Below are 25177 nucleotides of genomic sequence, written 5' to 3'. Positions count from 1 at the left end.
ATGAAAAAATACATTAACTATATAATCTTATTATTATTATTTATATTTTCGCTTTTATTAAATATTTTTATTTTTAAAGTTGATGCAAGGTTACCGCATATATCTACTTTTACTATTCTCTTAATAACTCTCTTTTTAATACTGAGTAATAATAATTTACGAAAATTAATAGGGTTAACTTTTCTATTTCTTATCAACATAAAAGTTATATATTCGTTAAATTTTAACGGAAATATAACAATTTCCGTTCTTCATTCCATTCTTGAAACAAACATAAATGAAGCGCTATTTATGTTAGGCAGTTTATTTTTAAAATTAATTTTACCTTCATTGATATTTACTGCTTTTTTATTTTATCTGATAACCATAATTAAGAAAAATTTAGCGAATACGTCTCTATTATTGTACTCAGTACTATCGTTTACAACACTTTCTATTATCTTAGTTATTATAGATATAAAAGATGAAAACAGATTAATTTCTGATATCAAAGAAGATAAAAAACAACTTGGGATTTTTTTTCATGATAAAGTCCCTTTAATATTTGGTGATGCGGTTTATTTATTAATTTCATCATATGATAATAATAAATATGCAAATATAGCAGAGATTGAAAAATTTAATCATGCAATAGTGGCAAAAAAAGACAATGATAACAAAAACATTATATTAATCATGGGTGAAGCTTCACTATACTCACGTTATAGTGCTTATGGTTATCATTTTGATACCACACCCCATATGACAAAACTATTTTCTACCTCAAATAGTTGCATCGTGAATAATGCCCATTCTAGTTCACCGATAACCCGTGATTCCTTGTCAATGACACTAGCTTTCCATACGCCTGAAAATGAAGATAACCTGTTCAACAATAAATCTATTATTGAAATGGCAAAAGCCAATGGATATAAAACATATTGGTTAGGTTCGCAAGAAATACAAGGGCTGCATGGTTCTAAATATGGTTTTATCGCTCAAAAAAGCAATGATTTAAAATTAACCGATTATAATGATAATAAATTAGCTAACCTGTTAGTAAAAGTGTTGTCTGATAATGCCCAAAAGCGATTTATTATTATTCATCTTTATGGTAATCATTTACCCTATAACAACTATGATGAAATAGATAAAAAAGCATTACCAAACGCAGAAAATTATGATCTTACCATTCATCATACTGACCGAATCATTAATGATATTTTTAAAGTCATTAATGAAAAGAAAATAGATTTTAATTTAATTTATACCGCCGATCATGGTGAGATTGTTAATGTGGGTCATGGATTAGAAAAGGGAAGAGAACAATATTTGATCCCCTTTATGTATAAATCAACCAATAATCGTTTCAATTGTGATTTTATTGAATCTTTTCGTAATAAAGACGGATATTTGAGTGGTTTGATGAATAAATATATCTTATCAGAACTTCTTGGCTATGAAATTGATAAAAATATTCTTAGAAACGAAAGGGAATATGATAGAATATTAACAGCCAATGAAAATATTTTACCATTCTCATTAATGGAATAACAATTACCCAGTAAATATATTGCTGGATTTCAATTTGAAATCCAGCCTTAGATTATATTTTTTGCTATTTAGATCGACACGATTTAGCTAAATGTTTAAAATAGGCTTAGCTGCTGCAATAATAGATTTCATGTATGAGTTTATGTAAAGGATTTACACGAAACTTTCAGCGCTCTAAAACATCTCAATATTCATCAGAATCAGTTTTTTGTCTTTGTATTATTCTGACTAGCATTGAATTTGTTTTTAGCACAAAAACAATAAATTTAATGCTCATATCCCTTTACATAGTTAAGATAGTAAAAGCGATATGTTTGGCTACTATTGTATTACTGAATTGTTTTTTTCAAAATAGACTGTACGAAATTATCAATTATAGATAAAATTAACTAATGTTTTTCATACATAACTTACTGATATTTATCCAAATTACTTATAATATATTGATATGTCCTTATTAATAACAAAACGCTGTATCAACTGTGATATGTGTGAACCAGAATGTCCTAATGAAGCAATTTCAATGGGAGAAGCGTTTTACCAGATCAATCCCAATCTTTGTACTGAATGTATTGGCCACTATGATAAGCCAACTTGCCAATCCGTTTGTCCGATCAGCAATACCATTGTCAAAGATCCTGATAATCCTGAAACAGAAGAACAATTATGGGATAAATTTGTCTTATTACATCATGCCGATAAAATTTAACTTTCCATAATCACCGTGGCACAAGCATAATTTTGTTCATCAGATAATGATACATGAATATGTTGCACGCCTAATGAACCAGCCAATATTTTTGCTTGCCCTAACAAATTCAGCCCAGGCTTTCCTAACTCATCATTAAAAACTTCAAATTGATTAAGTGCTAAACCATTTCGGATCCCCGTTCCTAAAGCTTTTGCGGCTGCTTCTTTAACAGCAAAGCGCTTAGCCAAAAAACGGACTGGCTGAGAGTGATTTTGATATTGCCACCATTCTTGAGCGGACAATATACGCTTTGCCAGACGCTCCTCTAGACGCTCAATAATTTGCTCAATCCGTACAATTTCAACCAGGTCTGTACCCAATCCAATAATCGCCATTAACTACGTGCCTCACGAAGAATTTTCTTCATATCACTCACTGCCGCCGCCATGCCACTAAAAAGGGCTCGCCCAATAATTGCATGACCAATATTAAGTTCATAGATATCTGGCAACTGGGCAATAGGTTGAACATTATGGTAAGTTAGCCCATGACCCGCATTGACCTTAAGGTTTTTCGCAGTGGCATGGCTTACGGCTTGCTTAATACGTTTAAACTCTTCTTCCTGCTTTAACTGGCTCTTAGCGTTGGCATAGGCACCGGTATGAATTTCAATAAAGGGCGCTCCAATTTCCACTGCTGCATCAATTTGTTTATCGTTAGGATCAATGAACAACGAAACCGTGATACCTGCTTTAGCTAGTTGTTTTACCGCCGTTGCGACTAACGCTTGTTGCCCAAAAACGTCAAGCCCACCTTCCGTCGTAACTTCTTCACGTCGCTCTGGTACCAGGCAGCAAAATTGAGGTTTTATCAGACAGGCAAAATTGACCATCTCATCCGTTATTGCCATCTCCAGATTCATTCGGGTTTGTAAAGTCTGGCGAAGTAACTGAACATCACGATCAGTAATATGGCGGCGATCTTCGCGCAAATGAACCGTGATCCCATCTGCACCAGCTTGTTCAGCAAGAAATGCAGCATGTACCGGATCCGGATATTGGGTTCCCCGTGCATTGCGCACTGTGGCAACATGATCAATATTAACGCCTAATAATAACTCTGCCATATTAAACTCCTGTTATCCATCTCATAGTTTGAATTTCATTTATCCATGCAATCATAATATCTTCAAATAGGTTTATGTCCCAGCTTCAACGCGTTTTAGGCAATATGAGCTGGTAAAAAAGCTCGCGGCTTTTTAATGGAGTTCCCCCCAAATAAGGTTTCAGCGCAATACGCGTAAAACGCTTGGCTGCTTTTAGTGTATCAACATCAGGAAACTCACGACAGGCAAATGCCTTAAGTTGCTTGCCGGTAAAACTCAAATGATCAATAACCAAACTGGCAATAAAACCTTTCTCTTCCCGATAACGGTAAGTCATGCCATTTATTACCGGTTCACCACTACCGGAACAATGTAAAAAATCAACACCATAACCTAAATGCGATAACAATGATAATTCAAAACGGCGTAATGCATGTTCCGGCGTAGATTCACTGCCAGCTAATATTTGCAAACAGGTAAGGTATTCAAAAAATAGGCTTTGATAGGGAATATTTTGGGCTAAAACTCGTGCAAGCAATTCATTAACATATAGACCGCTGTACAGCACAGTACCGGTAAATGGAAGCGCTAAAGAAATCGGTTCTGCACTACGCAACGTTTTCATTTCTCCCTTGCCTCCCCAACGGATCAGCAAGGGCGTAAAAGGTTGTAAACAGCCTTTTAAATTAGAACGACGGCTACGAGCACCTTTAGCCAATAGTCGAATTCGCCCCTCATTTTCGGTGAAAAAATCTAATAATAAACTCGTTTCACTATAAGGGCGAGTATGAAGTACAAATGCACGTTGCCAACCGTCCACGGAAATCCACCTTAATGAAGATCATCCATGTAGCCTAAACTACGCAGTGCACGTTCATCATCGGCCCATCCAGCTTTAACTTTCACCCAAAGTTCAAGATGAACTTTAGTCGAAAAAAGTTTTTCCATATCCATCCGAGCTTCGATGCCAATTTTCTTAATTTTGCTACCTTTATTGCCAATAACCATTTTTTTCTGGCCATCTCTTTTAACCAAAATCAGGCCATGAATATTATAGCCACCACGTTCATTTACCACGAATTGCTCAATTTCAACTGTGACTGAATAGGGTAGTTCATCGCCAAGAAAACGCATTAACTTTTCACGAATAATTTCAGAAGCCATAAAGCGTTGTGAACGATCGGTAATATAGTCTGCTGGAAAATGATGTGCTGCTTCTGGCATATGTTGACGGACAATTTTAGTAATAATATCGATACCGGTACCTTTTTCCGCACTAATCGGCACAATATCCAGAAAATTCATTTGCTTGCTAAGAAATTCAATATGAGGTAGTAAGTGAGTTTTATTCACCACATTATCAATTTTATTGATCACTAATAATACCGGACAAGGCAAATGACGCAGTTTATTTATCACCATTTCATCATCAGTTGTCCAATGTGTACCTTCAACAACAAAAATAATGAGTTCCACATCACCAATTGAACTACTTGCTGCCCGATTCATTAAACGATTTATTGCGCGCTTTTCTTCTACATGCAATCCGGGTGTATCGACATAAATCGTTTGATAATTATTTTCTGTCTCAATTCCCATGATGCGATGACGGGTTGTCTGTGGTTTACGAGAAGTAATAGAAACCTTTTGCCCGAGTAATTGGTTCAGTAATGTTGATTTACCCACATTTGGACGCCCTACAATAGCGACAAATCCACAATAAGTTTTTGGTTTGCTCATTCAAGCTCCAATATTTTTAATGCCTGCTCAGCGGCTGCTTGTTCAGCCTTACGACGACTTGAACCCACGCCTTCAACAGGTTCCTTTATACCACTAACCTGACAATGAATAGTAAATTCCTGATCGTGCGCTTCACCGCGAACTCGAACTACCAAATAACTAGGTAAAGGTAGATGGCGTCCCTGTAAATACTCTTGTAAACGTGTTTTAGGATCTTTTTGCTTATCACCGGGGCTAATTTCTATTAATCGAGTGTCATACCAAGCCAAAACAATTCGTTCAGTGGTTTGAATATCACTATCTAAAAAAATACTGCCAATTAAAGCTTCGATAGTATCTGCCAATATTGATTCTCGACGAAAACCACCACTTTTTAATTCACCTGGCCCTAAACGCAAACATTCGCCCAAATCAAATTCTCGTGCAAGCTCAGCCAGGGTATTACCTCTGACCAATGTTGCTCGCATACGACTCATATCGCCTTCATCAACTTTAGGAAAACGATGGTAAAGATCATTAGCAATCACAAAACTAAGGATTGAATCGCCTAAAAACTCCAATCTCTCATTGTGACCACTGCTAGCACTACGATGAGTTAATGCTTGCTTCAATAATTCAATTTGTTTAAAAGCATAGCCAAGCTTACGCTGTAGCTGTTTAATTTCTTGCCGCTCTGACCACTCAATTAAAGAAGAATTCATGTGCTACCAATTATTTTATTATCAAATTACAAAAAGCATACGCAACAGATCTGTAAAATTAATTTTTACAAAGCTGTTGCGTTGGCAGGTTTCCTGATATCGTTCAAGAAACCATCATTTTTGGTTATCTCGCTATATTCTATATCGATTGCTATATAAATCAATTTAGCATCAATGATTAGTTTATCTTATTATTTTCTTAATTAATTGCACCAATACGACTTAAACGTACCCCTGTTGGCCATTCACCCTCGTGTTTATCAAGGCTAAACCAGATAATAACGGCACGACCAACTAAATTTTCTTCTGGGACAAAACCCCACATACGGCTATCTGCACTATTATCCCGATTATCTCCCATCATAAAATAGTGTTTAGGCGGAACTATCCATTCATTGTCTGGTAAACCAGGCTGTTGATAACGTGACTGGGTATACACTTGTGGGATCACTAAGATTTCATGGCTAGTTTCATCTAATTTTTCGATTCTTTCCGCTTGACGTAATGCATTAGTTGGAACTGGTTCACCCAACGGAATTTGATAACTCCCTTTTTGGCTTTCTACCATAGAATCAATATTAAAAAATAGCGCCCATTCACTCTCTTTTAATGAAGAATAGATAATTGGTAACGCTCGCGCACAGTTTGAAATTGAACAATTCGGGTATATACGTAACTCTTTTTGTTCTGGATCATAAACAATTTTATCACCAGGTAGACCAATAACACGCTTAACAAAATCTACACTAGGATCTTTAGGATATTTAAATACCGCAATATCACCACGTTTAGGTTTTCCTGTTTCCAATAATGTTGTTTGTGTAACAGGATCTTTTAATCCATAAGCAAACTTTTCTACTAGTATAAAATCACCGACCAACAAAGTAGGCATCATTGAACCTGATGGGATTTGAAACGGCTCATAAATAAATGAGCGTATTACTAATACAATCGCTAATATCGGAAAAATAGATGAACAAGTATCAACCCATGATGGTTTATGTATGCTTTCTGCTAAATGCGACTGCTCTATGCTTCCCTCAATAACCTTTTGCTGCTGCGCCATTTTTTTCTTACGAGCAGGTGCTAATTTAAAACGATCAATAAGCCAGATAATCCCTGTGATTAAAGTCGCCAGCGTTAAAATCAAAGAAAAAGTGTTAGCCATTATGACTCCTTATAACGGTTAGTTATCCTTACCTACATGAAGGATTGCAAGAAATGCTTCCTGCGGTAGTTCAACATTACCAACCTGCTTCATTCGTTTCTTACCTTCTTTCTGTTTCTGTAGTAATTTTTTCTTACGGCTAACATCACCACCATAACATTTAGCTAATACATTTTTACGTAATTGTTTCACCGTTGAACGCGCTATAATATGGGTACCAATAGCAGCCTGAATTGCTATATCAAACTGCTGGCGCGGGATCAGATCTTTCATTTTATCTACCAACTCACGACCACGGTATGGCGCATTCGCACGGTGCGTAATCAATGCTAAGGCATCCACTCTTTCGCCATTAATTAACACATCTACACGCACCATATCTGCCGCTTGGAAACGGACAAAACCATAATCCAATGAAGCATATCCCCGTGAAGTCGATTTCAAACGATCAAAGAAATCTAACACGACCTCAGCCATAGGAATTTCATAGGTTAATGCGACCTGATTACCATGATAGACCATATTCGTCTGCACGCCGCGTTTTTCTACGCATAACGTAATGACATTACCAAGATATTCCTTAGGCATTAACATGTTACATTCTGCAATCGGTTCGCGTAATTCATTTATGTTATTAAGCGCTGGTAACTTAGAAGGACTATCGACATAGATGACATCACCATTTGTTAACTCAACTTCATAAATAACGGTAGGTGCAGTTGTTATAAGATCCAGATCATATTCACGTTCCAAACGCTCCTGAATAATCTCCATATGAAGTAAACCAAGAAAACCACAACGAAATCCAAAACCTAATGCAGTCGAACTCTCTGGTTCATAAAATAACGAAGCATCATTCAAACTTAATTTAGCTAAAGCGTCACGAAATGCTTCATAATCATCAGAACTAATGGGGAATAAACCAGCGTAAACCTGTGGTTTTACTTTTTTAAAGCCAGGCAACGCCTGTTCAGCCGGATGACGAGCACCGGTCAATGTATCGCCAACCGGCGCGCCGTGAATATCTTTTATAGCACAAACCAACCATCCTACTTCGCCACAATTTAGCTGCTGGCGATCAATTCGTTTGGGTGTGAAAATACCTAAGCGATCAACATTGTAGAGCTGACCAGAGCTCATCACTTTAATTTTATCGCCTTTGCTAAGCGTACCATTTTTAATCCGTACCAGCGAAACAACACCTAAGTAATTATCAAACCACGAATCGATAATCAATGCCTGCAAAGGGGCGGCCGGATCACCCTCTGGCGGAGGGATCTCTTTAACCAGACGTTCAATTACTTCCTGTACTCCTAACCCAGTTTTTGCCGAACAACGAACCGCGTCATGGGCATCTATGCCAACAATATCTTCAATTTCTTCAGCTACCCGATCAGGCTCAGCCGCAGGTAAATCGATTTTATTTAGCACAGGAACAACTTCTAAATCCATCTCAATCGCAGTATAACAATTAGCAAGGGTTTGCGCTTCGACACCTTGCCCGGCATCAACAACGAGTAATGCACCTTCGCAAGCAGCTAATGAACGGGATACTTCATAAGAGAAGTCTACATGGCCAGGTGTATCAATAAAATTAAGCTGATAAGTTTCGCCGTCACTGGCTTTATAATCAAGGGTAACACTCTGCGCTTTTATCGTGATCCCTCGTTCCCGCTCCAAATCCATCGAGTCTAATACCTGGGCGGCCATTTCACGATCAGAAAGGCCGCCGCAAATCTGAATAATACGATCTGACAGCGTTGATTTACCATGATCAATATGAGCGATGATGGAAAAATTTCTTATATGTTTGATTTTCAAGGTTATATCTTCTTCTAAATGGCCTTATAAAATCAGTTTTAGCGATAGTTTAGCCTACAAAGCTAAAACTAATAAAAGCTGTTATAACAATCTTGGGAATGCATTTTACATATAAGCGACAAACAACTCAAAGAATCATTAATAATGAAAAGTCGTTTTTATAAATAAGACGTTCATGCGCATAGATTAGTGACAATTTGTTATTACTAACGATAGGCATTCAGACTTACTATGTCATTCAAACTTGCTCTTTTAATTCATCAGGCGGTAAACCGATTTGCAAAATGGTAGGTTGATATAGAGTCTCTTTTTCCCAATAACGCGCAATTTTTTTTGCTAGGAAAAAACCAACACTTGCGCCAATAACAGCACCTAAAAAAATAATAAATTGATTTAAAAAGAGAAATTGCATAACCCCACTGCCGATAAAAAGGCCAACTAGTGGGGTAAGGTAAACAAGCATCGCGGAACGTAATAGACTACCTTCTGGGATCCCTACTTCAACTTTCTGACCAACAACCAGAGGCTGACTGACCTCAAGTTCTAATTGATACTCAGTTTTCGGTCCTATTTTATTGAGAATATAAGATCCGCAGGTTGAACGAGCAGCGCAACTACCACAACCGGAATTAGAACCATAGCGCAAAACAGCACGACCATTATGCCAACGCACTACCGTTGCCCACTCTTTAACCATTAGTTTGCCTCTTTAAAACTAACATTAGCTGCAATCTGGCTAGCAGTTAGCAATGGTAATTGACCAATAACTGTAATTTCGTATTGTCCCTTTATTAGCGTGTAAATGGTTAAACCACCTTTACGAAAGGGCTGTTCAAGAAGTTTATGATCGCCTGCCTTAGTGACATTAATAGAAAAACTAAATAACCCGTCACTAAATATCATGGTCTCTAAAGATTCATTCGTGGCTATCTCTTTACAGCGACGAGATATTTCTTCAAATCCCAACGGAAGTTGGTTTACTTGCCAGTTAAATTGCTTAGTAATTGATTGGGGAATAAGTAATAAAGGAGGCATATTCAACGATGCAATCACATGCATCGATTTCAGCAACGCTTGACTATTAAAAACCACAGAAATAACTCTAAATTGTTCCAATATTTCATTTTTACTATCTAATAGATCAATGCGCATTGGTAACTTGGTTTTTTCATCAATTAATAAGATATAACTAAAGCGTGAACTATCTTTTGGTATAACCCGAATAACTTGACAGCTTATATCACCAATATGCGTTCTGCCGAGCTTAATAAAATTGTAATAGGATAGCAGTTTAGTAAAATTAGCAAAAACGACTGATGGCAAATAATCAACGATATAAGTGCCCTCTAAGCTAAAAGAATCAAAGCCGGGTTCAAAATAGCTAATTTGATTACCTTTTTGAATAATTTCACGACGAGAACTATCCATCTGCATTATTTGAGCGATGGGCTTATTGTTAATAATGACATGACGATATCTAATCGGCGTTATGCCTTGAGGATTGACAATAATAAATGACAATTCGTAAGGTAAAGATTTTACCGCATTACCCATATCAGTTAATAAAATTTCAGCCGATAATCCTTTGGCATAGGAATGTAAAGGCAACAATAAACCGCCCAACAAAAAAATGAGGGCGGATAACCAATGCTTCATTACTGCTATTTTGCTCCTGAGTGAGGTTTTTCTACGATTGCTGAAGACGATGTTACACTTTGATTCAGCGTTGAACGACGCTCAAGCTCATATTGCTGTAACATCAAACCAAGTCGGCGATTACGTTGTTCTAACTGCTCGGTTTGCGGTTGAGCAAACAATTGATCATTAGAAACATTTAAACTCACAGGCGACGCAGCACCCATGATAGGTACTGTATTAAATATGGGTGAGTCAGATTTGCCATCCGTTTCTATATTAGACGTATTATAATTCTGAACACCAGCAATAACAGCTACGGCAACGCTAGCTGCTACACCAACTTGTGTTATCTGATTAGCCCAAGGGCGAAGCTTACGCCAAAAAGGCATTAAACGCCAGGTAGCTGGCTCAGGTTGTGACTCCGGTATTGCATCAGGCGCAATTTGGATAGGCTCACTTGCCAGCGCCTGCTCTACTTTACCTGTAATATCAAGATGGATAACTTCGTTGATATCACCTCTCAGACTGTCGCGGATAAGATGGTAGCTCTCCCATCGTTTCTGTAACGAAACATCTTGTAAAATGGTATGGATCAATTCTGAATCAAAGATCTCTCCATCCATTAAAGCGGAAAGTCTCTCTCTATGCATGCCAAAGTACCCTTCAGTAAAATGTGAACCACCTTTAATTTCGTATTAGTGGTTGCACTTTATTATCAATAGCTTCCCTTGCCCGAAAAATGCGCGAACGAACTGTACCAACAGGGCAATCCATAATAAGCGCTATCTCCTCATAACTCAGTCCATCTAACTCCCTCAGCGTAATTGCCAGGCGTAAATCTTCAGGAAGTGACTCAATGGTCCGGAAAACTACTTTTTTCAATTCTTCTGACAACATTAAATTCTCAGGGTTCGAAATTTCTTTTAATGCATTAGAAGCTTCAAAATTCTCTGCATTAACTACATCTAGATCATTCGATGGCGGTCGACGTCCTTGGGATATAAGATAATTTTTAGCTGTATTTACTGAGATTCGGTAAAGCCAAGTATAAAATGCGCTTTCTCCACGAAATGAACCGATAGCGCGATAAGCTTTAATAAAGGACTCTTGGGCTACATCCGGTACATCTCCCTGCGGTACATAACGAGAAACAAGGCTCACAACTTTATTCTGGTATCGAATAACCAGTAAATTAAAAGCTTTTTTATCCCCTTTTTGTACCCGTTCAACCAGCACCTGGTCTGTCAACTGCTCGCTCATCCGAGATCACTTCTCCCGAAAATAAGCCTCATATTTTCCTTTTTTGAACCCGCCATGTTTTCTCTCATTTGTAAGCAAGCATTTTTTTGAGTGACAAAAACTTGCAAAGTTCCAGTCAATTTAAATTATTTTATATTTAATTTAAGCTAAACCATAAGAAAAGTTCTTTCGAGGTCACCATATTTACTCTAAATAAAAGAATAGGCTAACATGGTAATTTACTCTATTCCCAAACCTTAGTAATAAAATATTATGCCATCAACACAACATTATACGGATATTTTAATCATTGGTAGTGGCATCGCCGGTCTATCGTTAGCGCTTCGATTAGCGGCACAATACCAAATAACCATACTTAGTAAAAACATTTCAACTGAAGGCGCATCTTACTATGCCCAAGGTGGAATTGCAGCGGTTTTTGATCAAACTGATAGTATAGAAGCCCATATTAAAGATACTTTAATTGCCGGTGCCGGGCTATGTGATAAAAAAATCGCTGAATTTGTCACCTGCAATGCTCACCACTGTATCCAGTGGCTGATTGAGCAAGGTGTTTTATTTGATAAAGAGATTAATCAAGCAGGTAATGAACAATATCATCTGACAAAAGAAGGTGGCCATAGCCATCGGCGTATTCTTCATTATGCCGACGCAACAGGTAAACAGGTAGAAACAACCTTGGTTGAAAAAGCCATCCAGCATCCAAATATCACAATTAAGGAGCAACATAATGCTATCGATTTGATCCGTTCAGATAAAGATCCAGCGACAATTATTGGTGCTTACATTTGGGATCTCGACCACCAACAGATTGTTATTTGTCAGGCAAAAGTGACTGTTTTAGCAACCGGGGGAGCCGCAAAAGTATATCAATATACCACTAATCCCGATATTTCATCAGGTGATGGAATTGCAATGGCCTGGCGAGCCGGTTGTCGGGTGGCTAATCTTGAATTTAATCAATTTCATCCGACTTGTCTTTATCATCCACAAGCACGCAATTTTCTACTAACTGAAGCTTTACGAGGTGAAGGTGCCTATCTTAAACGACCTGATGGAAGCCGTTTTATGCCTGATTTTGATAAAAGAGCAGAACTCGCCCCTCGTGATATCGTTGCCCGTGCCATTGATCATGAAATGAAACGCTTAGGTGCAGATTGTATGTTTCTTGATATTAGCCATCAGCCCGAAAGCGCGATAAAACAACATTTCCCAACTATCTATCAGAAATTAGCCACATTAGGTATTGACATGACTAATGAGCCAATTCCAATTGTACCGGCTGCCCATTATACTTGCGGTGGTGTTATGGTGGATCAGTATGGTCAAACCGATCTTCGACATCTCTATGCTATTGGTGAAGTTAGTTATACTGGGTTACATGGCGCCAACCGACTAGCATCAAATTCATTATTAGAGTGTCTCGTCTATGGATGGTCTGCGGCAAAACAGATTAAACAACAAATCGAACAAATTGATAAGCCATCAATATCCACAAAATGGGATGAAAATCAATGTCATAATTTAGATGAACAAGTTGTTATCCAACATAACTGGCATGAATTAAGATTGTTTATGTGGGATTATATGGGCATTGTTAGAACAACTAAACGACTGAAACGCGCATTACGCCGCATCCATTTACTCCAACAAGAAATAGCTGAATACTATTCAAATTTCTGTATATCAAGTAATTTATTGGAACTGCGTAATCTCGTTCAAGTGGCTGAATTGATGATTCTTTGTGCACTTAAGCGTAAAGAGAGTCGTGGTTTGCATTACACATTAGATTATCCGCAACAACAACCGGATGCTAAACCGACTATTTTAACCCCTTTCAATTAAATGACTAAAGAGGGGAATATGATTACCCCTCTTTTATATATACTGGACAAAGCTGCTACCCGATTTGTCATTGATTGTTAATAATTATTTATATCATCACTCAATAAACCATTTTAATAGATGAACAATTTGGGCGTTCTGTTTATAATCCATTGCCTAACCAGAGGTATACAATGACTGCAACCACATTTTCTGAACTTGAGTTAGATCAAAGTCTGCTCAATGCACTGGATGATAAAGGCTATGAGCGCCCGACAGCCATTCAGCTTGCAACTATCCCTGCTGCTATGGAAGGACGCGATATTCTAGGTTCATCGCCTACAGGAACAGGAAAAACCGCCGCTTATTTACTACCGGTGATCCAACATTTACTTGATTTTCCGCGTAAACGTTCTGGACCACCCCGTATTCTAATTCTAACGCCAACCCGTGAACTGGCAATGCAAGTGGCAGAACAGGCAAAAGCGTTAGCCAAATACACTCATCTTGATATCGCAACCATTACCGGCGGAGTGTCCTATGTTAACCACGCTGAAATTTTTAGTGAAAACCAAGATATTGTCGTCGCCACCACAGGGCGCTTATTGCAGTATATTAAAGAAGAAAATTTTGATTGCCGGGCAATCGAAACCTTAATTCTAGATGAAGCCGATCGAATGCTTGATATGGGATTTGCCAACGACATTGAAACCATTGCCGGTGAAACACGCTGGCGCAAACAGACCATGTTATTTTCAGCAACACTCGCAGGTGAAGCCATTCACGATTTTGCTGAGCGGTTACTGAATAATCCTCATGAAATTGATGCTGATCCTTCAAGACGTGAACGAAAAAAGATCCAACAATACTATTATCGCGCGGATAACCTCGAACATAAAACCGCACTACTTTGCCATCTATTAAAACAACCCGATGCCAGCAAATCGATTATCTTTGTCCGTAAACGTGAAAGAGCGCATGAGTTGGTTCAATGGTTACAACAGGCCAATATAAAAACCTGGTTACTTGAAGGGGAAATGGTTCAAGCAAAGCGGACTGAAGCGGTTAAACGTCTAAATAGCGGACAAATTAATGTCTTAGTGGCAACCGATGTAGCCTCACGTGGCCTAGATATTGACGATATTAGTCATGTGTTCAATTTCGACTTACCGCGTACTGCTGATGTCTATTTGCACCGTATTGGTAGAACCGCACGCGCAGGGCGAAAAGGAATCGCAATTAGCTTAGTAGAAGCCCATGATCAGCCACTATTAGGTAAAATCAATCGTTATCTTAATGAACCATTAAAAATACGCGTCATCGATAGCCTACGGCCAACTACAAAAGCACCGTCTGAAAGTTCGCTACGTAAAACCAAACCGTCGAAAAAAATTCGGCTAAAACGACAAGAAAAGAAAAAAATTGACCAGCAACAAAAGAAAAAAACCAAACAGCGCCATCGCGACAGTAAAAATATTGGCAAACGTCGTAAACCCTCAGTAAAGCAAAGTGATAACAGCTAATGACGCTACTCACTACTCTATAATTTTTCTGCTTAACTAACAAAAAATTAACAGCCTGGTACCTTTATCAAGCTGTTAATTATTATTTATCAATTAATTAAGTACTATTTGATTATAAACTTTGCGTAAAAGTACGCGTAATAACATCGCGTTGCTGTTCAGGGGTTAAGGAATTAAAACGCACCGCATAACCTGAAACCCGAATGGTTAATTGTGGATATTTTTCCGGATTTTCAATCGCATCTTCTAAAGTTTCACGAGACAGAACATTAACATTAAGATGTTGTCCTCCTTCTACCGCTATTTGTGGTTTAACTTCAAGGGGGATTTCACGATATTCAAATGAACCTAACATCTCCTTGGCAACAATTTGTCCTTCATTAAAATCAGTTTTAGCGCAAATACAGCGAGCTTCATTTTTTTCGTCATCCAATAACCAAAAAGAATTTAATAATGCTGCATTATCTGCCTGAGTAATCTGAATACCAATAACCATGTCGACCTCCAAATTCGAACAAGATTGAAATAACAATTTGAAATTATTTTCAAATTAGCTATTTGCTATAACCATTATTTCTATAAACTATATAACAATTAAATATCGGTAATTCATTGATATAAATCAATAATTTCGCCGTGTAATTAATAATCAGATCGACAACTTTCTGTTTTAAATCAATTTTTTGTTTAAAAAAAATTTATATTTTTTAGAAAAAATTTTTAATCCGAAAATTATAATGAAAAACAAGCGATTTCCGTTTTAAAATTTACCTCACATAACGTAAATGTTAAGTTAAACCTTATATTAATCAAAATCTAAAGGAATGGTTATGTCCGCTTTGCCCACCTGGCACGATGTCATCGGTTCAGAAAAAGAACAAGATTACTTCTGTCACACTCTGGCTTATGTAGCTAAAGCTCGCCAACAAGGTATAACAATTTACCCTCCGCAAAAAGATGTCTTCAATGCTTTCCGCTATACCGAACTGAGTGAAGTAAAAGTCGTGATACTGGGACAAGATCCTTACCATGGTCCTAATCAAGCACACGGTCTCTCTTTTTCCGTGCGACCAGGGGTTCCCGCACCGCCTTCACTGGTCAATATGTATAAAGAACTTGCAAAAGATATTCCGGATTTTCAATATCCCAATCACGGTTATCTCGTCAGTTGGGCACAGCAAGGAGTATTATTATTAAACACGGTTTTAACAGTTGAACAAGGTAAAGCGCATTCTCACGCGCATCTTGGTTGGGAAACCTTTACCGATAAGGTGATTGCGGCAATTAATCAACATCGTACTGGTGTCGTTTTTTTACTGTGGGGAGCCCATGCGCAGAAAAAAGGCCAATTTATTGATAATCAAAAACATTTTGTCCTTAAAGCGCCTCATCCATCTCCCCTTTCTGCCCATAGAGGTTTTTTCGGTTGCCAACATTTTTCTAAAACGAATGAAATACTCATAAGACAGGGATTAAGCCCCATTGACTGGACGCCGATCATTCCTGAATAATAAACTGAATGCCACCCCATTATATGGGTGGCATTATTTCAGCTTATTTTGCTTTTGATACAATCACCATCGCCGGACGCAATAAACGACCATTTAAGGTATAGCCTTTCTGCATAACATCAATAACTTGGTTAGGTTCATGCTCTTTGGAATCGATCATGGTCATCGCTTGATGCAGTTCTGGATTGAAAGGAACATTCTTCTCCGCTACCACTTTAATACCATATTTGCCAACGGTAGCTAAAAAAGATTTTAACGTTAATTCAAGTCCTTCTAGCATTGGTATCAATTCTGCTTGTTCCTTATCAACAAGTTCGATGGCTCTTTCCAGATTATCAATCACAGGTAGCAATTCATTAGCAAACCGCTCTAGAGCAAACTTATGCGCTTTTTCAACATCTTGCTCAGTACGGCGACGAATATTTTCCACTTCAGCTTTGGCGCGCAACAAAGCTTCACGCTCACGTTTTTGCGCTTCAAGCAACTGCTGCTCTAATTCAGTAATCCGTGGATCAATTAATACTTCTTCCGTAGAACTCACTGGTTGCTCGGTCTCAATTGCTGGCTCTTTTGCCTCACTTTTTAGTGATTTTTTTGATTCTTTTTGTTTAGAGGCTTGCTCATCATGCACTTTATGATCTTTACTACTCATGAGTATCTCCACATTCTTTTTAGCATTAATCCAGATTATTAGCTTATTATGGGGATAAAAGTTTGGGATTCAAGAGAGCACGCCAACTTGTAAGAGGAAATAAACCATGCTGACCGGAAAAGCAGCAAAAAAGGCATTATTTAAATATATTGGCATTGTCGGTCACCCTAGACATCCAGAGGCCTTGGCAACTCATGAACAACTTTATAACTGGCTACGAGCGCAAAAATATAAAGTTATTGTTGAACAACAAATTGCCCAACAGCTTAAGTTAAAAAATGCCACCATCGGTAGATTAACAGACATTGGTAAAACTGCTGATTTAATTATCGTTGTTGGTGGTGACGGTAACATGTTAGGCGCTGCTCGCGTCCTATCCCGCTATGAAAATAAAGTTATTGGCATCAATCGCGGTAATCTTGGTTTTTTAACCGATCTTGGGCCAGATAACGCGCTACAACAGTTAACAGAAGTATTAGCTGGCCATTACTATGAAGAGCAACGCTTCTTATTGGAAACCCAGATCAGCAAAAAAAATCACAAACCACGCATGAGTACGGCAATTAATGAAGTCATTTTACACCCAGGAAAAGTAGCTCATATGATCGAATTTGAAGTTTATATCGATGACCGCTTTGCCTTTTCTCAACGTTCCGATGGACTGATTATTACTACACCGACTGGCTCAACCGCTTATTCACTGTCAGCCGGTGGCCCAATACTCACCCCTGACCTTGAAGCTATCGCGTTAGTTCCAATGTTTCCGCATACCCTTTCATCGCGCCCACTCGTCATCAGCAGTGACAGTAGTATTAAATTAAAATTTAGACAAAAAAACATCAATTATGAAATCAGCTGTGACAGCCAAATTATTTTACCTATCCAAGATGATGATGAAGTTTTAATCAAACGAAGTAATAAAAAACTCAATCTCATCCACCCAAAAGATTATAATTATTTCAATACATTAAGTTCAAAATTAGGCTGGTCAAAGAAAACCTTTTGATTTTTTTTAATTACTACTTTACTGTATAAAAAACCAGTTTATACTGTATTTATTAACAGTTGTGTTTTTACATACAGGAGAAGCACATGCTTATTCAATTAACCATCAATAATTTTGCCATTGTCCGCAAACTGGAAATTGATTTTTATCCCGGTATGACTACCATTACCGGCGAAACAGGCGCTGGCAAATCAATCGCAATCGATGCATTGGGTTTATGTTTAGGCAACCGAGCTGATACCAATATCGTTCGTCCTGGTGCTTCTCGTACCGATATTTGTGCCCATTTTTCCCTTACTGACACTCCCTCAGCGCAAGACTGGCTAAAAAATTACCAATTAGATAACCATAATGAATGTTTGTTGCGCAGAACTATCACGGCTGATGGACGATCACGCGGTTTTATTAACGGCACCGCAGTTCCCTTATCCCAATTACGTGAACTGGGGACGTTACTTATTCAAATACATGGCCAACACGCTCACCAATTACTATTAGATAATCAGCATCAAAAATATCTGTTGGATACTTACGCCAACCAAACGGCTACCTTAGCTGAAATGAAACTGGCCTGGAAAAATTGGCATCAAAGCTGTCAAGAATTAACAAAATTTCAACAGCAAGCCACTGAACGCCTATCACGCCAACAACTTATTGAATATCATCTTAAAGAATTAGATGAACTGAAACCGCAAGCGGATGAATATCAAAAACTCGAACAAGAATATAAGCAATTGGCCAATCGTGAACAATTTCTTTCCTTAAGTCAAAATGCATTACAAATTCTCAATGACAACGAAGAACAAAATATTATCAGTATGCTAAATCATGTAAAGCAAGAGATTAATGAACTTACTTCGGTAAGTAATCAATTCAGTCATTTACTTGATATGCTTGAAGAAGCATCGATCCAAATTCATGAAGTGAGTAATGAATTACGTCATTATGGTGACCGGACTGAGCTAGATCCTAGCCAACTATTTGAATTAGAACAACGCATCGCAAAATATGTCAATTTAGCCCGCAAACATCGTGTTGCCCCTGAATTACTGTTTGAATTACATCAACAACTGCTGACAGAACAAGAAAAACTTAATCAGCAACAAGATGATTGTGACCACTTAACGACTCAGGTCGAAGCTCAACATCAATACGCATTAGAAATAGCCGGCAAACTCCATCAAATACGGCAACAATATGCCAGTGAATTAAGTCAATTAATCACCAACAGTATGCATCAACTTTCAATGCCGCATGGCTATTTTACGGTTGATGTCAATTTTAATCCTGAACATTTACAAATTGATGGTGCAAGCCAAGTAGAGTTCAACGTTACAACCAATCCGGGACAACCTCATCAAGCATTAATAAAAGTTGCCTCAGGTGGTGAACTTTCACGTATCGCACTGGCCATACAAGTGATAACAGCCAAAAAAATGGATACGCCTGCCCTTATTTTCGATGAAGTTGATGTGGGTATTAGTGGCCCCACCGCAGCGGTGGTTGGAAAACTCTTACGTGAATTAGGCAATTCAACTCAGGTTATGTGCGTTACCCATTTACCTCAAGTTGCAGCGTGTGGTCATCACCATTTTTATGTGAGCAAACAAACTAATGGTTGTGAAACAGAAACGCAAATGCAATTATTAGATAAAAAAAACCGCTTACAAGAAATTGCCCGTTTACTGGGTGGTAGTGAAGTCACTAAAAACATCCTAGCTAGCGCAAAAGATCTACTTGCTGCTTAAAAACATCCTCAACTTTATTGTATATTATGGCTCATAGAAAAATGAGGAAAGGTTTTCAATTTCATCAATGTCGATTATTATCGATATTCTGACTCTCAAAGGAATATATGACCATGCGTTGTAAACTGTTAATTGCTGCTGCGTTGTCTGTTGTTTTAACAGCGGGTTGTTCTATGGCAGAACGGCTTGTTTACCGTCCTGACATTAATCAAGGCAACTATCTTTCTACCAGTGATGTTGCAAAAATCCAGAAAGGAATGACTCAACAGCAAGTCGCCTATACATTAGGCACACCCATGCTAAAGGATCCGTTTGGCCAGCAAGTTTGGTATTATATTTTCCGTCAACAACCAGGGCATGAAGAGGTTAAACAGCAAACATTAACCCTCACTTTTGATCAAAATGGTATTTTAGTCGATATCAAAAATAACGATAGCTTAGCAGCCCAAAAAGCATCAACGCTCATGTAGCATCTACCCAACGCTATTGATATTTATTTAAAAACTATCAATAGACCGCCAATGAGGCAACAACTCAATTGGCGGTCACTCTAGTTGATTACAAATACGTTATTAAGATTTTTGTTTGGCTTTTTCTGCCCGCTTACGGCGTATCTCTTTCGGATCAGCCAGTAACGGACGATAAATTTCAACCCGATCACCATCAGATAAAATATCGGATAATTTAGCGGGTCGACTATAAATACCCACTTTATTTTTACTTAAATCAATGTCATCACGAAGCGACAAAATACCTGATTGCACAATCGCCTCTTCAACAGTTGCGCCTTCCGCTAGCTTGACGTGCAACAGAAACTGCCTATCTGGCAATGCAAAAACCACTTCAATATTTATATCAGCCACGATAAACCTCGTGCGCACGTTGAGTAAAAGCTTGCACCATATTTCCAGCCAGCTCTTTAAAAATGCGACCAAAAGCCAATTCGATCAGTTTATTAGTAAATTCAAAATCAAGGTATAACTCAACCTTACAGGCATTTTCATTTAATGGTGTAAATAACCAATTACCCATTAACTTACGAAATGGCCCTTTTACCAACTGTATTTTTATACTCTTATTATCTTTTAATATATTATGCGTAACAAAAGTTTTACTAATACCTGCTTTAGCAACCTCAACTGACGCGGTCATTTCATTATTAGCATAATTCAACACCCGACTCCCCACACAACCCGGCAAAAATTGCGGATATGAATCTACATCATTGACTAAATTGTACATTTTCTCCGCACTATATGGCACTAATGCAGAACGACTAATTTGCGGCATAACCATTCTCACCAAATAAATCAAAAACAATAATAACATCGAAATACACTTAAATAAAAATTATGGCCGACAACTTAGCCTAATAAATGCTCACTTAACACCAAATAATGGATCCTTACCGTGCCATTTATTGATACATACAGTATAATCGCCAATTATGACAAAGAAAAAAGCACATAAGCCTGGTTCGGCAACGATTACGCTAAATACAAGAGCGCGCCATGAATACTTCATCAATGAAGAAATCGAGGCGGGCTTAGCTTTGCAAGGTTGGGAAGTTAAAGCACTACGTGCAGGCAAAGCCAATATTAGTGACAGTTATGTTTTACTGAAAGAGGGTGAGGCATATCTTTTTGGCGCAACAATTACCCCACTAAATGTAGCTTCTTCCCATGTGGTGTGTGATCCAATGCGTACCCGAAAGTTATTGTTAAATCAGCGTGAACTTGATTCCCTGTTTGGTAAAATCAATCGCGAAGGACACACAGCGGTAGCATTATCCCTTTACTGGAAAAATGCCTGGTGTAAAGTCAAAATTGGTGTCGCCAAGGGTAAAAAAGAGCATGACAAGCGTTCAGACATTAAAGAGCGCGAATGGAAGTTAGACAAAGCAAGAATTATGAAAAATGCTGGCCGTTAATGAGCTAAGTGCTAGCATTATTAAGTTTTTTTCTGATATAATTGATTAATCAACTTGGGGCTGATTCTGGATTCGACGGGATTTGCGAAACCCAAGGTGCATGCCGAGGGGCGGTTGGCCTCGTAAAAAGCCGCAAAAAAATAGTCGCAAACGACGATAACTACGCTCTAGCAGCTTAATAACCTGCGCAGAGCCCTCTCTCCCTAGCCTCCGCTCTTAGGACGGGGATCAAGAGAGGTCAAACCTAAAAGAGATCGCGTGGATGCCTAGCTTGGGGTTGAAGCGTTAAACTTAATCAGGCTAGTCTGTTAGTAGTGTGTCTGTCCACAGCTAGCTGGCGAATGTAAAGACTAGACTAAGCATGTAGTACCGAGGATGTAGAAATTTCGGACGCGGGTTCAACTCCCGCCAGCTCCACCAAATTTACATGGTCAGCAGTAGGACAATAGTTTTAAAAACAGGAAGTTATAAAAATTAAGTTGACATCGATATGACAACAATTGGACTTGAAAGTGCACTTTAAATGCACGTGAAAGTTAGTTACTAAAAATTAAAGAGTATAGCGATACCTATCTCGATAAATCGCTCTACAGTAACAAGCAGGTTGAAACATTTCGATACAATGATAAAACGATTAGAAAATTTGAGGAAATTCTTGTTGCCGAAATGGAAGCAGCAACAAGCTAACTAGTGTGAATAACAACTAGTGGTGGGCTATGCAGGGCTCGAACCTGCGACCGATGGATTAAGAGTCCACTGCTCTACCAACTGAGCTAATAAGCCATTACCACGCAATTATAACCACAAAATACCCATTGACGAAAGAAGAAATCATGCGCTATAGTTTACTTGCACCTGATAAATCAGGTGTCGGGATTCGCATCCTGCCGTGATTACCGCGACATGTACACGCTGCGAGCGTGTTTTTTAATGTCGTAATCTAGCTACACCTTTCAACGGTGGACTGGATGGTGCAGCTGAAAAGCTGGCCGGATGGTAATCCCGGTAATGCGAACTCCGTTCCGTCCACCACCCATGAGGTTCGCGTCTCTAAGTGGTGAATAATTTCAGATTACCATTGGAGGTCGATCATTATGACGACTCTTATTTTCCGTAGCACCAAGCTTGAAACTATAACTTATAAAGGGCACATTTGGTTTACATCGTCACAATTGGCCAAAGCCTTGGAATATGCCAATCCTAAAGCTGTTACGATGATTTATAACAAGCATTATGATGAATTTACAGAAGCTATGTCATTGGTACTCAAAACGAGTACCAACGGAATAAACAATAGTTTGCGCGAACTCAATACCCGCATGTTCTCCCTACGTGGTGCTCACCTTGTTGCCATGTTTGCGCGTACTCCAGTAGCAAAAGAATTCAGGAAATGGGTGCTGGATATATTAGACAAGGAAGCTGGTAATCCTCAGCCCACACCCGAAGCTCATGAAAAGTTCAGCAATAAAGATAACCAAAATCTCGCTCGTATCATTGCATTAATGACGCAAAACTTTCGTTTCAGAGATGCATGGAATAATGCTATCTGGTATGCATTGAGAGAAGTCACCGGCATTCCCTCACCTTATCCTATGGAAGTCCGGCTAGTCCCTTCTATCGCTTCTGAATGTGAGCGTATCTGGCATGTCACGGAAGCGCTTCAAGATGTAATAGCCGATGCTGAAAAAACAGCGATTAAGCGCATTATTCGCAAACGTGAGAATGCAGATAGAGTTATCGCTGAGATTGAAACTTTGTTATCTCAGACTACACAGGATAACCAGCTAATGTTAAATGGTGCGCTATCAAACTGGCATAAAGCGGAATTGACCCACTTCCTCCAACGCTGCTAATATGATGCCCCTGTGATAGGGCTGTTTGTTTACGGGTCAATAATGGTTACAGAAAATTGAAGCAACAAAAACGGCGAAGTCTGGATGGCAAGACTCGTAAATGGAACAGGGGACGCGTGGCGATTCCCAGACGGTGAAATCGTCCACGGATTTTTCGAGGCTGAGAAAAAATCGAAAGAGATAGGCGAGGTGCTGTAAAAACGTAGCAAATACCGATTTAGTCTGAGTCATTAAGCATAGTGAAAAAAATGATTAACAGAAACAACAAATTTATTGAATTACTGGTTAAGTATTTTTCTGTTGGAGTGATAAACACTTTAATCCATTGGCTTGTTTTTGTTTTTCTGATTCACTTTTTGAACTTTCAGCAGGCATCCTGCAATTTTTTTGCTTTCAGTTTTGCTGTCACGTTCTCTTTCTTCGCTAATGCAAGATTTACTTTCCGCAAAAAAGCGACGAGAAAAAGATATATTTCTTTTGTCATATTTATGGGAATTATAAGTTATTTTATCGGTTTTATTGCTGACAGATTTAATTGTGAACCAATTTTTACATTAGTTATTTTTTCGGCTATTAGTTTTGTTTTAGGGTTTTTATATTCAAAATTTGTTGTATTCAAGGACATTGAATGTTGAAAATTTCACTAATTGTTCCGGTATTTAATGAAGAGGAAGCTGTACCTATTTTTTATAAAGCGGTTCGTGAATTCAACGAATTAAAACAGCATGAAGTTGAGATAGTTTTCATCAACGATGGAAGCAAGGACGCAACAGAATCAATTATCAACGCGCTTGCTGTTTCCGACCCTCTCGTCATACCATTGTCATTTACTCGTAATTTTGGAAAAGAGCCCGCCCTTTTTGCTGGTATCGATTACGCGACAGGCGATGCAGTAATCCCCATCGATGTGGACTTACAAGACCCAATAGAAGTTATCCCCTTGTTAATAGAAAAATGGCAAAACGGCGCTGATGTAGTGCTTGCAAAAAGAATAGATCGCTCTACTGACGGCGTGTTAAAGCGCAAAACTGCCCAATGGTTTTATAAATTACACAACAAAATCAGCACGCCAAAGATTGAAGAAAACGTGGGCGACTTTCGTTTGATGTCTCGTGCTAGCGTCGAAAATATTAAACTTTTACCCGAGCGAAATTTATTTATGAAAGGTTTGCTTTCTTGGGTTGGTGGCAATGTAGATATAGTAGAATATACCCGTTCTGAACGTGTTGCTGGAAAATCAAAATTTAATGGCTGGAAATTGTGGAATCTTGCACTTGAAGGTATAACCAGCTTCTCTACCTTCCCACTCCGTATGTGGACATATATCGGCTTATTTGTTGCCACGCTTTCATTTGTGTACGGTGGGTGGATGATCATTGATAAGCTGATATGGGATAATCCCGTGCCAGGCTATCCGTCACTATTAGTATCAATACTATTTCTTGGTGGTGTTCAGCTTATAGGAATTGGCGT

At 38.4% G+C, this 25177-nt stretch carries 27 protein-coding genes, 1 tRNA gene and 1 other RNA gene; 13 read left to right on the top strand and 16 right to left on the bottom strand.

The annotated features are described in order from the left end of the window. Positions 1-1533 (top strand): phosphoethanolamine transferase, encoded by a 1533-nt coding sequence (locus G468_RS0102120; protein ID WP_026821699.1) that lies wholly within the window; start codon positions 1-3, stop codon positions 1531-1533. A gap of 448 nt (positions 1534-1981) precedes the next feature. Then, positions 1982-2242: a YfhL family 4Fe-4S dicluster ferredoxin gene (locus tag G468_RS19460; RefSeq protein ID WP_034249191.1), complete on the top strand. Its 261-nt coding sequence runs from the start codon at positions 1982-1984 to the stop codon at positions 2240-2242. On the opposite strand, the gene acpS is transcribed toward G468_RS19460, so the two are convergent. From acpS to rpoE, 11 genes are all read right to left on the bottom strand, one after another. Next, positions 2239-2619, bottom strand: coding sequence for a holo-ACP synthase (gene acpS, locus G468_RS0102110; RefSeq protein WP_026821697.1), 381 nt, complete (start codon positions 2617-2619; stop codon positions 2239-2241). The genes G468_RS19460 and acpS overlap by 4 nt on opposite strands. Beyond that, positions 2619-3350 (bottom strand): pyridoxine 5'-phosphate synthase, encoded by a 732-nt coding sequence (gene pdxJ, locus G468_RS0102105; RefSeq protein WP_026821696.1) that lies wholly within the window; start codon positions 3348-3350, stop codon positions 2619-2621. The genes acpS and pdxJ overlap by 1 nt, the downstream gene beginning before the upstream one ends. Before the next feature lie 85 nt (positions 3351-3435). Next, positions 3436-4149, bottom strand: a complete 714-nt coding sequence (gene recO, locus G468_RS0102100; protein WP_026821695.1) for a DNA repair protein RecO — start codon at positions 4147-4149, stop codon at positions 3436-3438. A gap of 11 nt (positions 4150-4160) precedes the next feature. Beyond that, positions 4161-5069 (bottom strand): GTPase Era, encoded by a 909-nt coding sequence (gene era, locus G468_RS0102095; protein WP_026821694.1) that lies wholly within the window; start codon positions 5067-5069, stop codon positions 4161-4163. Continuing rightward, entirely contained in the window at positions 5066-5770 is a 705-nt protein-coding gene (gene rnc / locus G468_RS0102090; RefSeq protein ID WP_051296913.1) for a ribonuclease III, read from the bottom strand. Before rnc ends, era begins: the two co-directional genes overlap by 4 nt. Before the next feature lie 199 nt (positions 5771-5969). Then, a complete protein-coding gene (gene lepB, locus G468_RS0102085; protein WP_026821692.1) occupies positions 5970-6938 on the bottom strand; it encodes a signal peptidase I in 969 nt (322 codons plus the stop codon). Positions 6939-6956: 18 nt separating this feature from the next. Beyond that, positions 6957-8753: a translation elongation factor 4 gene (gene lepA / locus G468_RS0102080; protein ID WP_026821691.1), complete on the bottom strand. Its 1797-nt coding sequence runs from the start codon at positions 8751-8753 to the stop codon at positions 6957-6959. A 244-nt stretch (positions 8754-8997) separates the two neighbouring features. Beyond that, positions 8998-9456, bottom strand: coding sequence for a SoxR-reducing system protein RseC (rseC, locus tag G468_RS0102075; RefSeq protein WP_026821690.1), 459 nt, complete (start codon positions 9454-9456; stop codon positions 8998-9000). Next, positions 9456-10415, bottom strand: a complete 960-nt coding sequence (gene rseB, locus G468_RS0102070) for a sigma-E factor regulatory protein RseB (RefSeq protein WP_026821689.1) — start codon at positions 10413-10415, stop codon at positions 9456-9458. Before rseB ends, rseC begins: the two co-directional genes overlap by 1 nt. A gap of 5 nt (positions 10416-10420) precedes the next feature. Beyond that, on the bottom strand, positions 10421-11047 hold the full coding sequence (rseA, locus tag G468_RS0102065) for an anti-sigma-E factor RseA (protein WP_026821688.1): 627 nt from the start codon (positions 11045-11047) through the stop codon (positions 10421-10423). A gap of 34 nt (positions 11048-11081) precedes the next feature. Further along, a complete protein-coding gene (rpoE, locus tag G468_RS0102060; protein ID WP_026821687.1) occupies positions 11082-11657 on the bottom strand; it encodes an RNA polymerase sigma factor RpoE in 576 nt (191 codons plus the stop codon). A 252-nt stretch (positions 11658-11909) separates the two neighbouring features. Here rpoE and nadB point away from each other — a divergent pair, with 252 nt between their 5' ends. Together nadB and srmB are read left to right on the top strand one after the other, a co-directional pair. After that, positions 11910-13502 carry an L-aspartate oxidase gene (gene nadB, locus G468_RS0102055; RefSeq protein ID WP_026821686.1) on the top strand — a complete coding sequence of 531 codons (1593 nt, stop codon included), beginning with the start codon at positions 11910-11912 and terminating at the stop codon, positions 13500-13502. 173 nt (positions 13503-13675) lie between these two features. After that, a complete protein-coding gene (gene srmB / locus G468_RS0102050; protein ID WP_026821685.1) occupies positions 13676-15004 on the top strand; it encodes an ATP-dependent RNA helicase SrmB in 1329 nt (442 codons plus the stop codon). Positions 15005-15116: 112 nt separating this feature from the next. Here srmB and grcA read toward each other — a convergent pair whose 3' ends face one another. Continuing rightward, positions 15117-15500, bottom strand: a complete 384-nt coding sequence (gene grcA, locus G468_RS0102045; protein ID WP_026821684.1) for an autonomous glycyl radical cofactor GrcA — start codon at positions 15498-15500, stop codon at positions 15117-15119. A gap of 334 nt (positions 15501-15834) precedes the next feature. Between grcA and ung the strand changes: the two genes are divergently transcribed. Further along, a complete protein-coding gene (gene ung / locus G468_RS0102040) occupies positions 15835-16515 on the top strand; it encodes a uracil-DNA glycosylase (RefSeq protein ID WP_026821683.1) in 681 nt (226 codons plus the stop codon). Positions 16516-16558: 43 nt separating this feature from the next. On the opposite strand, the gene grpE is transcribed toward ung, so the two are convergent. Then, positions 16559-17167, bottom strand: coding sequence for a nucleotide exchange factor GrpE (gene grpE, locus G468_RS0102035; protein ID WP_026821682.1), 609 nt, complete (start codon positions 17165-17167; stop codon positions 16559-16561). 106 nt (positions 17168-17273) lie between these two features. On the opposite strand from grpE, the gene nadK reads away from it, so the two are divergent. The 3 genes from nadK to bamE all read left to right on the top strand — a co-directional run bounded on the left by nadK (position 17274) and on the right by bamE (position 20391). After that, the gene (gene nadK / locus G468_RS0102030; protein ID WP_026821681.1) at positions 17274-18173 is read left to right on the top strand and encodes an NAD(+) kinase; all 900 of its coding nucleotides are present in this window, start codon (positions 17274-17276) and stop codon (positions 18171-18173) included. 86 nt (positions 18174-18259) lie between these two features. Beyond that, entirely contained in the window at positions 18260-19921 is a 1662-nt protein-coding gene (gene recN / locus G468_RS0102025) for a DNA repair protein RecN (RefSeq protein ID WP_026821680.1), read from the top strand. A gap of 113 nt (positions 19922-20034) precedes the next feature. Further along, positions 20035-20391, top strand: a complete 357-nt coding sequence (gene bamE, locus G468_RS0102020) for an outer membrane protein assembly factor BamE (protein ID WP_026821679.1) — start codon at positions 20035-20037, stop codon at positions 20389-20391. 102 nt (positions 20392-20493) lie between these two features. On the opposite strand, the gene G468_RS0102015 is transcribed toward bamE, so the two are convergent. Together G468_RS0102015 and G468_RS0102010 are read right to left on the bottom strand one after the other, a co-directional pair. After that, positions 20494-20784, bottom strand: a complete 291-nt coding sequence (locus tag G468_RS0102015; protein ID WP_026821678.1) for an RnfH family protein — start codon at positions 20782-20784, stop codon at positions 20494-20496. Further along, a complete protein-coding gene (locus G468_RS0102010) occupies positions 20777-21211 on the bottom strand; it encodes a type II toxin-antitoxin system RatA family toxin (protein WP_026821677.1) in 435 nt (144 codons plus the stop codon). Before G468_RS0102010 ends, G468_RS0102015 begins: the two co-directional genes overlap by 8 nt. Before the next feature lie 157 nt (positions 21212-21368). Here G468_RS0102010 and smpB point away from each other — a divergent pair, with 157 nt between their 5' ends. Beyond that, positions 21369-21851 carry an SsrA-binding protein SmpB gene (gene smpB, locus G468_RS0102005; protein ID WP_026821676.1) on the top strand — a complete coding sequence of 161 codons (483 nt, stop codon included), beginning with the start codon at positions 21369-21371 and terminating at the stop codon, positions 21849-21851. Between the two features lie 56 nt (positions 21852-21907). Then, positions 21908-22271: a transfer-messenger RNA gene (ssrA, locus tag G468_RS22780) on the top strand. Positions 22272-22558: 287 nt separating this feature from the next. On the opposite strand, the gene G468_RS0102000 is transcribed toward ssrA, so the two are convergent. Beyond that, positions 22559-22634: transfer RNA gene (locus tag G468_RS0102000), tRNA-Lys, on the bottom strand. 311 nt (positions 22635-22945) lie between these two features. Here G468_RS0102000 and G468_RS22225 point away from each other — a divergent pair. From G468_RS22225 to G468_RS0101975, 3 genes are all read left to right on the top strand, one after another. Next, positions 22946-23704, top strand: coding sequence for a BRO-N domain-containing protein (locus tag G468_RS22225; protein WP_051296912.1), 759 nt, complete (start codon positions 22946-22948; stop codon positions 23702-23704). A 248-nt stretch (positions 23705-23952) separates the two neighbouring features. Beyond that, on the top strand, positions 23953-24339 hold the full coding sequence (locus G468_RS0101980; RefSeq protein WP_051296911.1) for a GtrA family protein: 387 nt from the start codon (positions 23953-23955) through the stop codon (positions 24337-24339). Then, positions 24336-25177, top strand: an 842-nt coding sequence (locus tag G468_RS0101975; RefSeq protein WP_026821674.1) for a glycosyltransferase family 2 protein, incomplete at its 3' end; no start/stop codon positions are given. The genes G468_RS0101980 and G468_RS0101975, both read left to right, overlap by 4 nt.

Source organism: Arsenophonus nasoniae DSM 15247 (assembly GCF_000429565.1).
GTDB classification, from domain to species: domain Bacteria; phylum Pseudomonadota; class Gammaproteobacteria; order Enterobacterales; family Enterobacteriaceae; genus Arsenophonus; species Arsenophonus nasoniae.
The sequence above is the reverse complement of the archived record's forward strand: the minus strand, read 5'-3'. Positions and strand labels throughout refer to the sequence as shown.

What these genes read in the sequence shown, in the direction of transcription:
- grpE (WP_026821682.1), bottom strand. Translation starts at nt 17,167, where the DNA reads ATGAGTAGTAAAGATCATAAAGTGCATGATGAGCAAGCCTCTAAACAA.
- nadB (WP_026821686.1), top strand. Translation starts at nt 11,910, where the DNA reads ATGCCATCAACACAACATTATACGGATATTTTAATCATTGGTAGTGGC.
- rseB (WP_026821689.1), bottom strand. Translation starts at nt 10,415, where the DNA reads ATGAAGCATTGGTTATCCGCCCTCATTTTTTTGTTGGGCGGTTTATTG.
- recN (WP_026821680.1), top strand. Translation starts at nt 18,260, where the DNA reads ATGCTTATTCAATTAACCATCAATAATTTTGCCATTGTCCGCAAACTG.
- rseC (WP_026821690.1), bottom strand. Translation starts at nt 9,456, where the DNA reads ATGGTTAAAGAGTGGGCAACGGTAGTGCGTTGGCATAATGGTCGTGCT.
- acpS (WP_026821697.1), bottom strand. Translation starts at nt 2,619, where the DNA reads ATGGCGATTATTGGATTGGGTACAGACCTGGTTGAAATTGTACGGATT.
- grcA (WP_026821684.1), bottom strand. Translation starts at nt 15,500, where the DNA reads ATGGTTATTGGTATTCAGATTACTCAGGCAGATAATGCAGCATTATTA.
- era (WP_026821694.1), bottom strand. Translation starts at nt 5,069, where the DNA reads ATGAGCAAACCAAAAACTTATTGTGGATTTGTCGCTATTGTAGGGCGT.
- pdxJ (WP_026821696.1), bottom strand. Translation starts at nt 3,350, where the DNA reads ATGGCAGAGTTATTATTAGGCGTTAATATTGATCATGTTGCCACAGTG.
- smpB (WP_026821676.1), top strand. Translation starts at nt 21,369, where the DNA reads ATGACAAAGAAAAAAGCACATAAGCCTGGTTCGGCAACGATTACGCTA.
- G468_RS0102120 (WP_026821699.1), top strand. Translation starts at nt 1, where the DNA reads ATGAAAAAATACATTAACTATATAATCTTATTATTATTATTTATATTT.
- rseA (WP_026821688.1), bottom strand. Translation starts at nt 11,047, where the DNA reads ATGCATAGAGAGAGACTTTCCGCTTTAATGGATGGAGAGATCTTTGAT.
- G468_RS0102010 (WP_026821677.1), bottom strand. Translation starts at nt 21,211, where the DNA reads ATGCCGCAAATTAGTCGTTCTGCATTAGTGCCATATAGTGCGGAGAAA.
- rnc (WP_051296913.1), bottom strand. Translation starts at nt 5,770, where the DNA reads ATGAATTCTTCTTTAATTGAGTGGTCAGAGCGGCAAGAAATTAAACAG.
- G468_RS22225 (WP_051296912.1), top strand. Translation starts at nt 22,946, where the DNA reads ATGACGACTCTTATTTTCCGTAGCACCAAGCTTGAAACTATAACTTAT.
- rpoE (WP_026821687.1), bottom strand. Translation starts at nt 11,657, where the DNA reads ATGAGCGAGCAGTTGACAGACCAGGTGCTGGTTGAACGGGTACAAAAA.
- nadK (WP_026821681.1), top strand. Translation starts at nt 17,274, where the DNA reads ATGCTGACCGGAAAAGCAGCAAAAAAGGCATTATTTAAATATATTGGC.
- G468_RS19460 (WP_034249191.1), top strand. Translation starts at nt 1,982, where the DNA reads ATGTCCTTATTAATAACAAAACGCTGTATCAACTGTGATATGTGTGAA.
- lepB (WP_026821692.1), bottom strand. Translation starts at nt 6,938, where the DNA reads ATGGCTAACACTTTTTCTTTGATTTTAACGCTGGCGACTTTAATCACA.
- G468_RS0101980 (WP_051296911.1), top strand. Translation starts at nt 23,953, where the DNA reads ATGATTAACAGAAACAACAAATTTATTGAATTACTGGTTAAGTATTTT.
- ung (WP_026821683.1), top strand. Translation starts at nt 15,835, where the DNA reads ATGTCCGCTTTGCCCACCTGGCACGATGTCATCGGTTCAGAAAAAGAA.
- bamE (WP_026821679.1), top strand. Translation starts at nt 20,035, where the DNA reads ATGCGTTGTAAACTGTTAATTGCTGCTGCGTTGTCTGTTGTTTTAACA.
- srmB (WP_026821685.1), top strand. Translation starts at nt 13,676, where the DNA reads ATGACTGCAACCACATTTTCTGAACTTGAGTTAGATCAAAGTCTGCTC.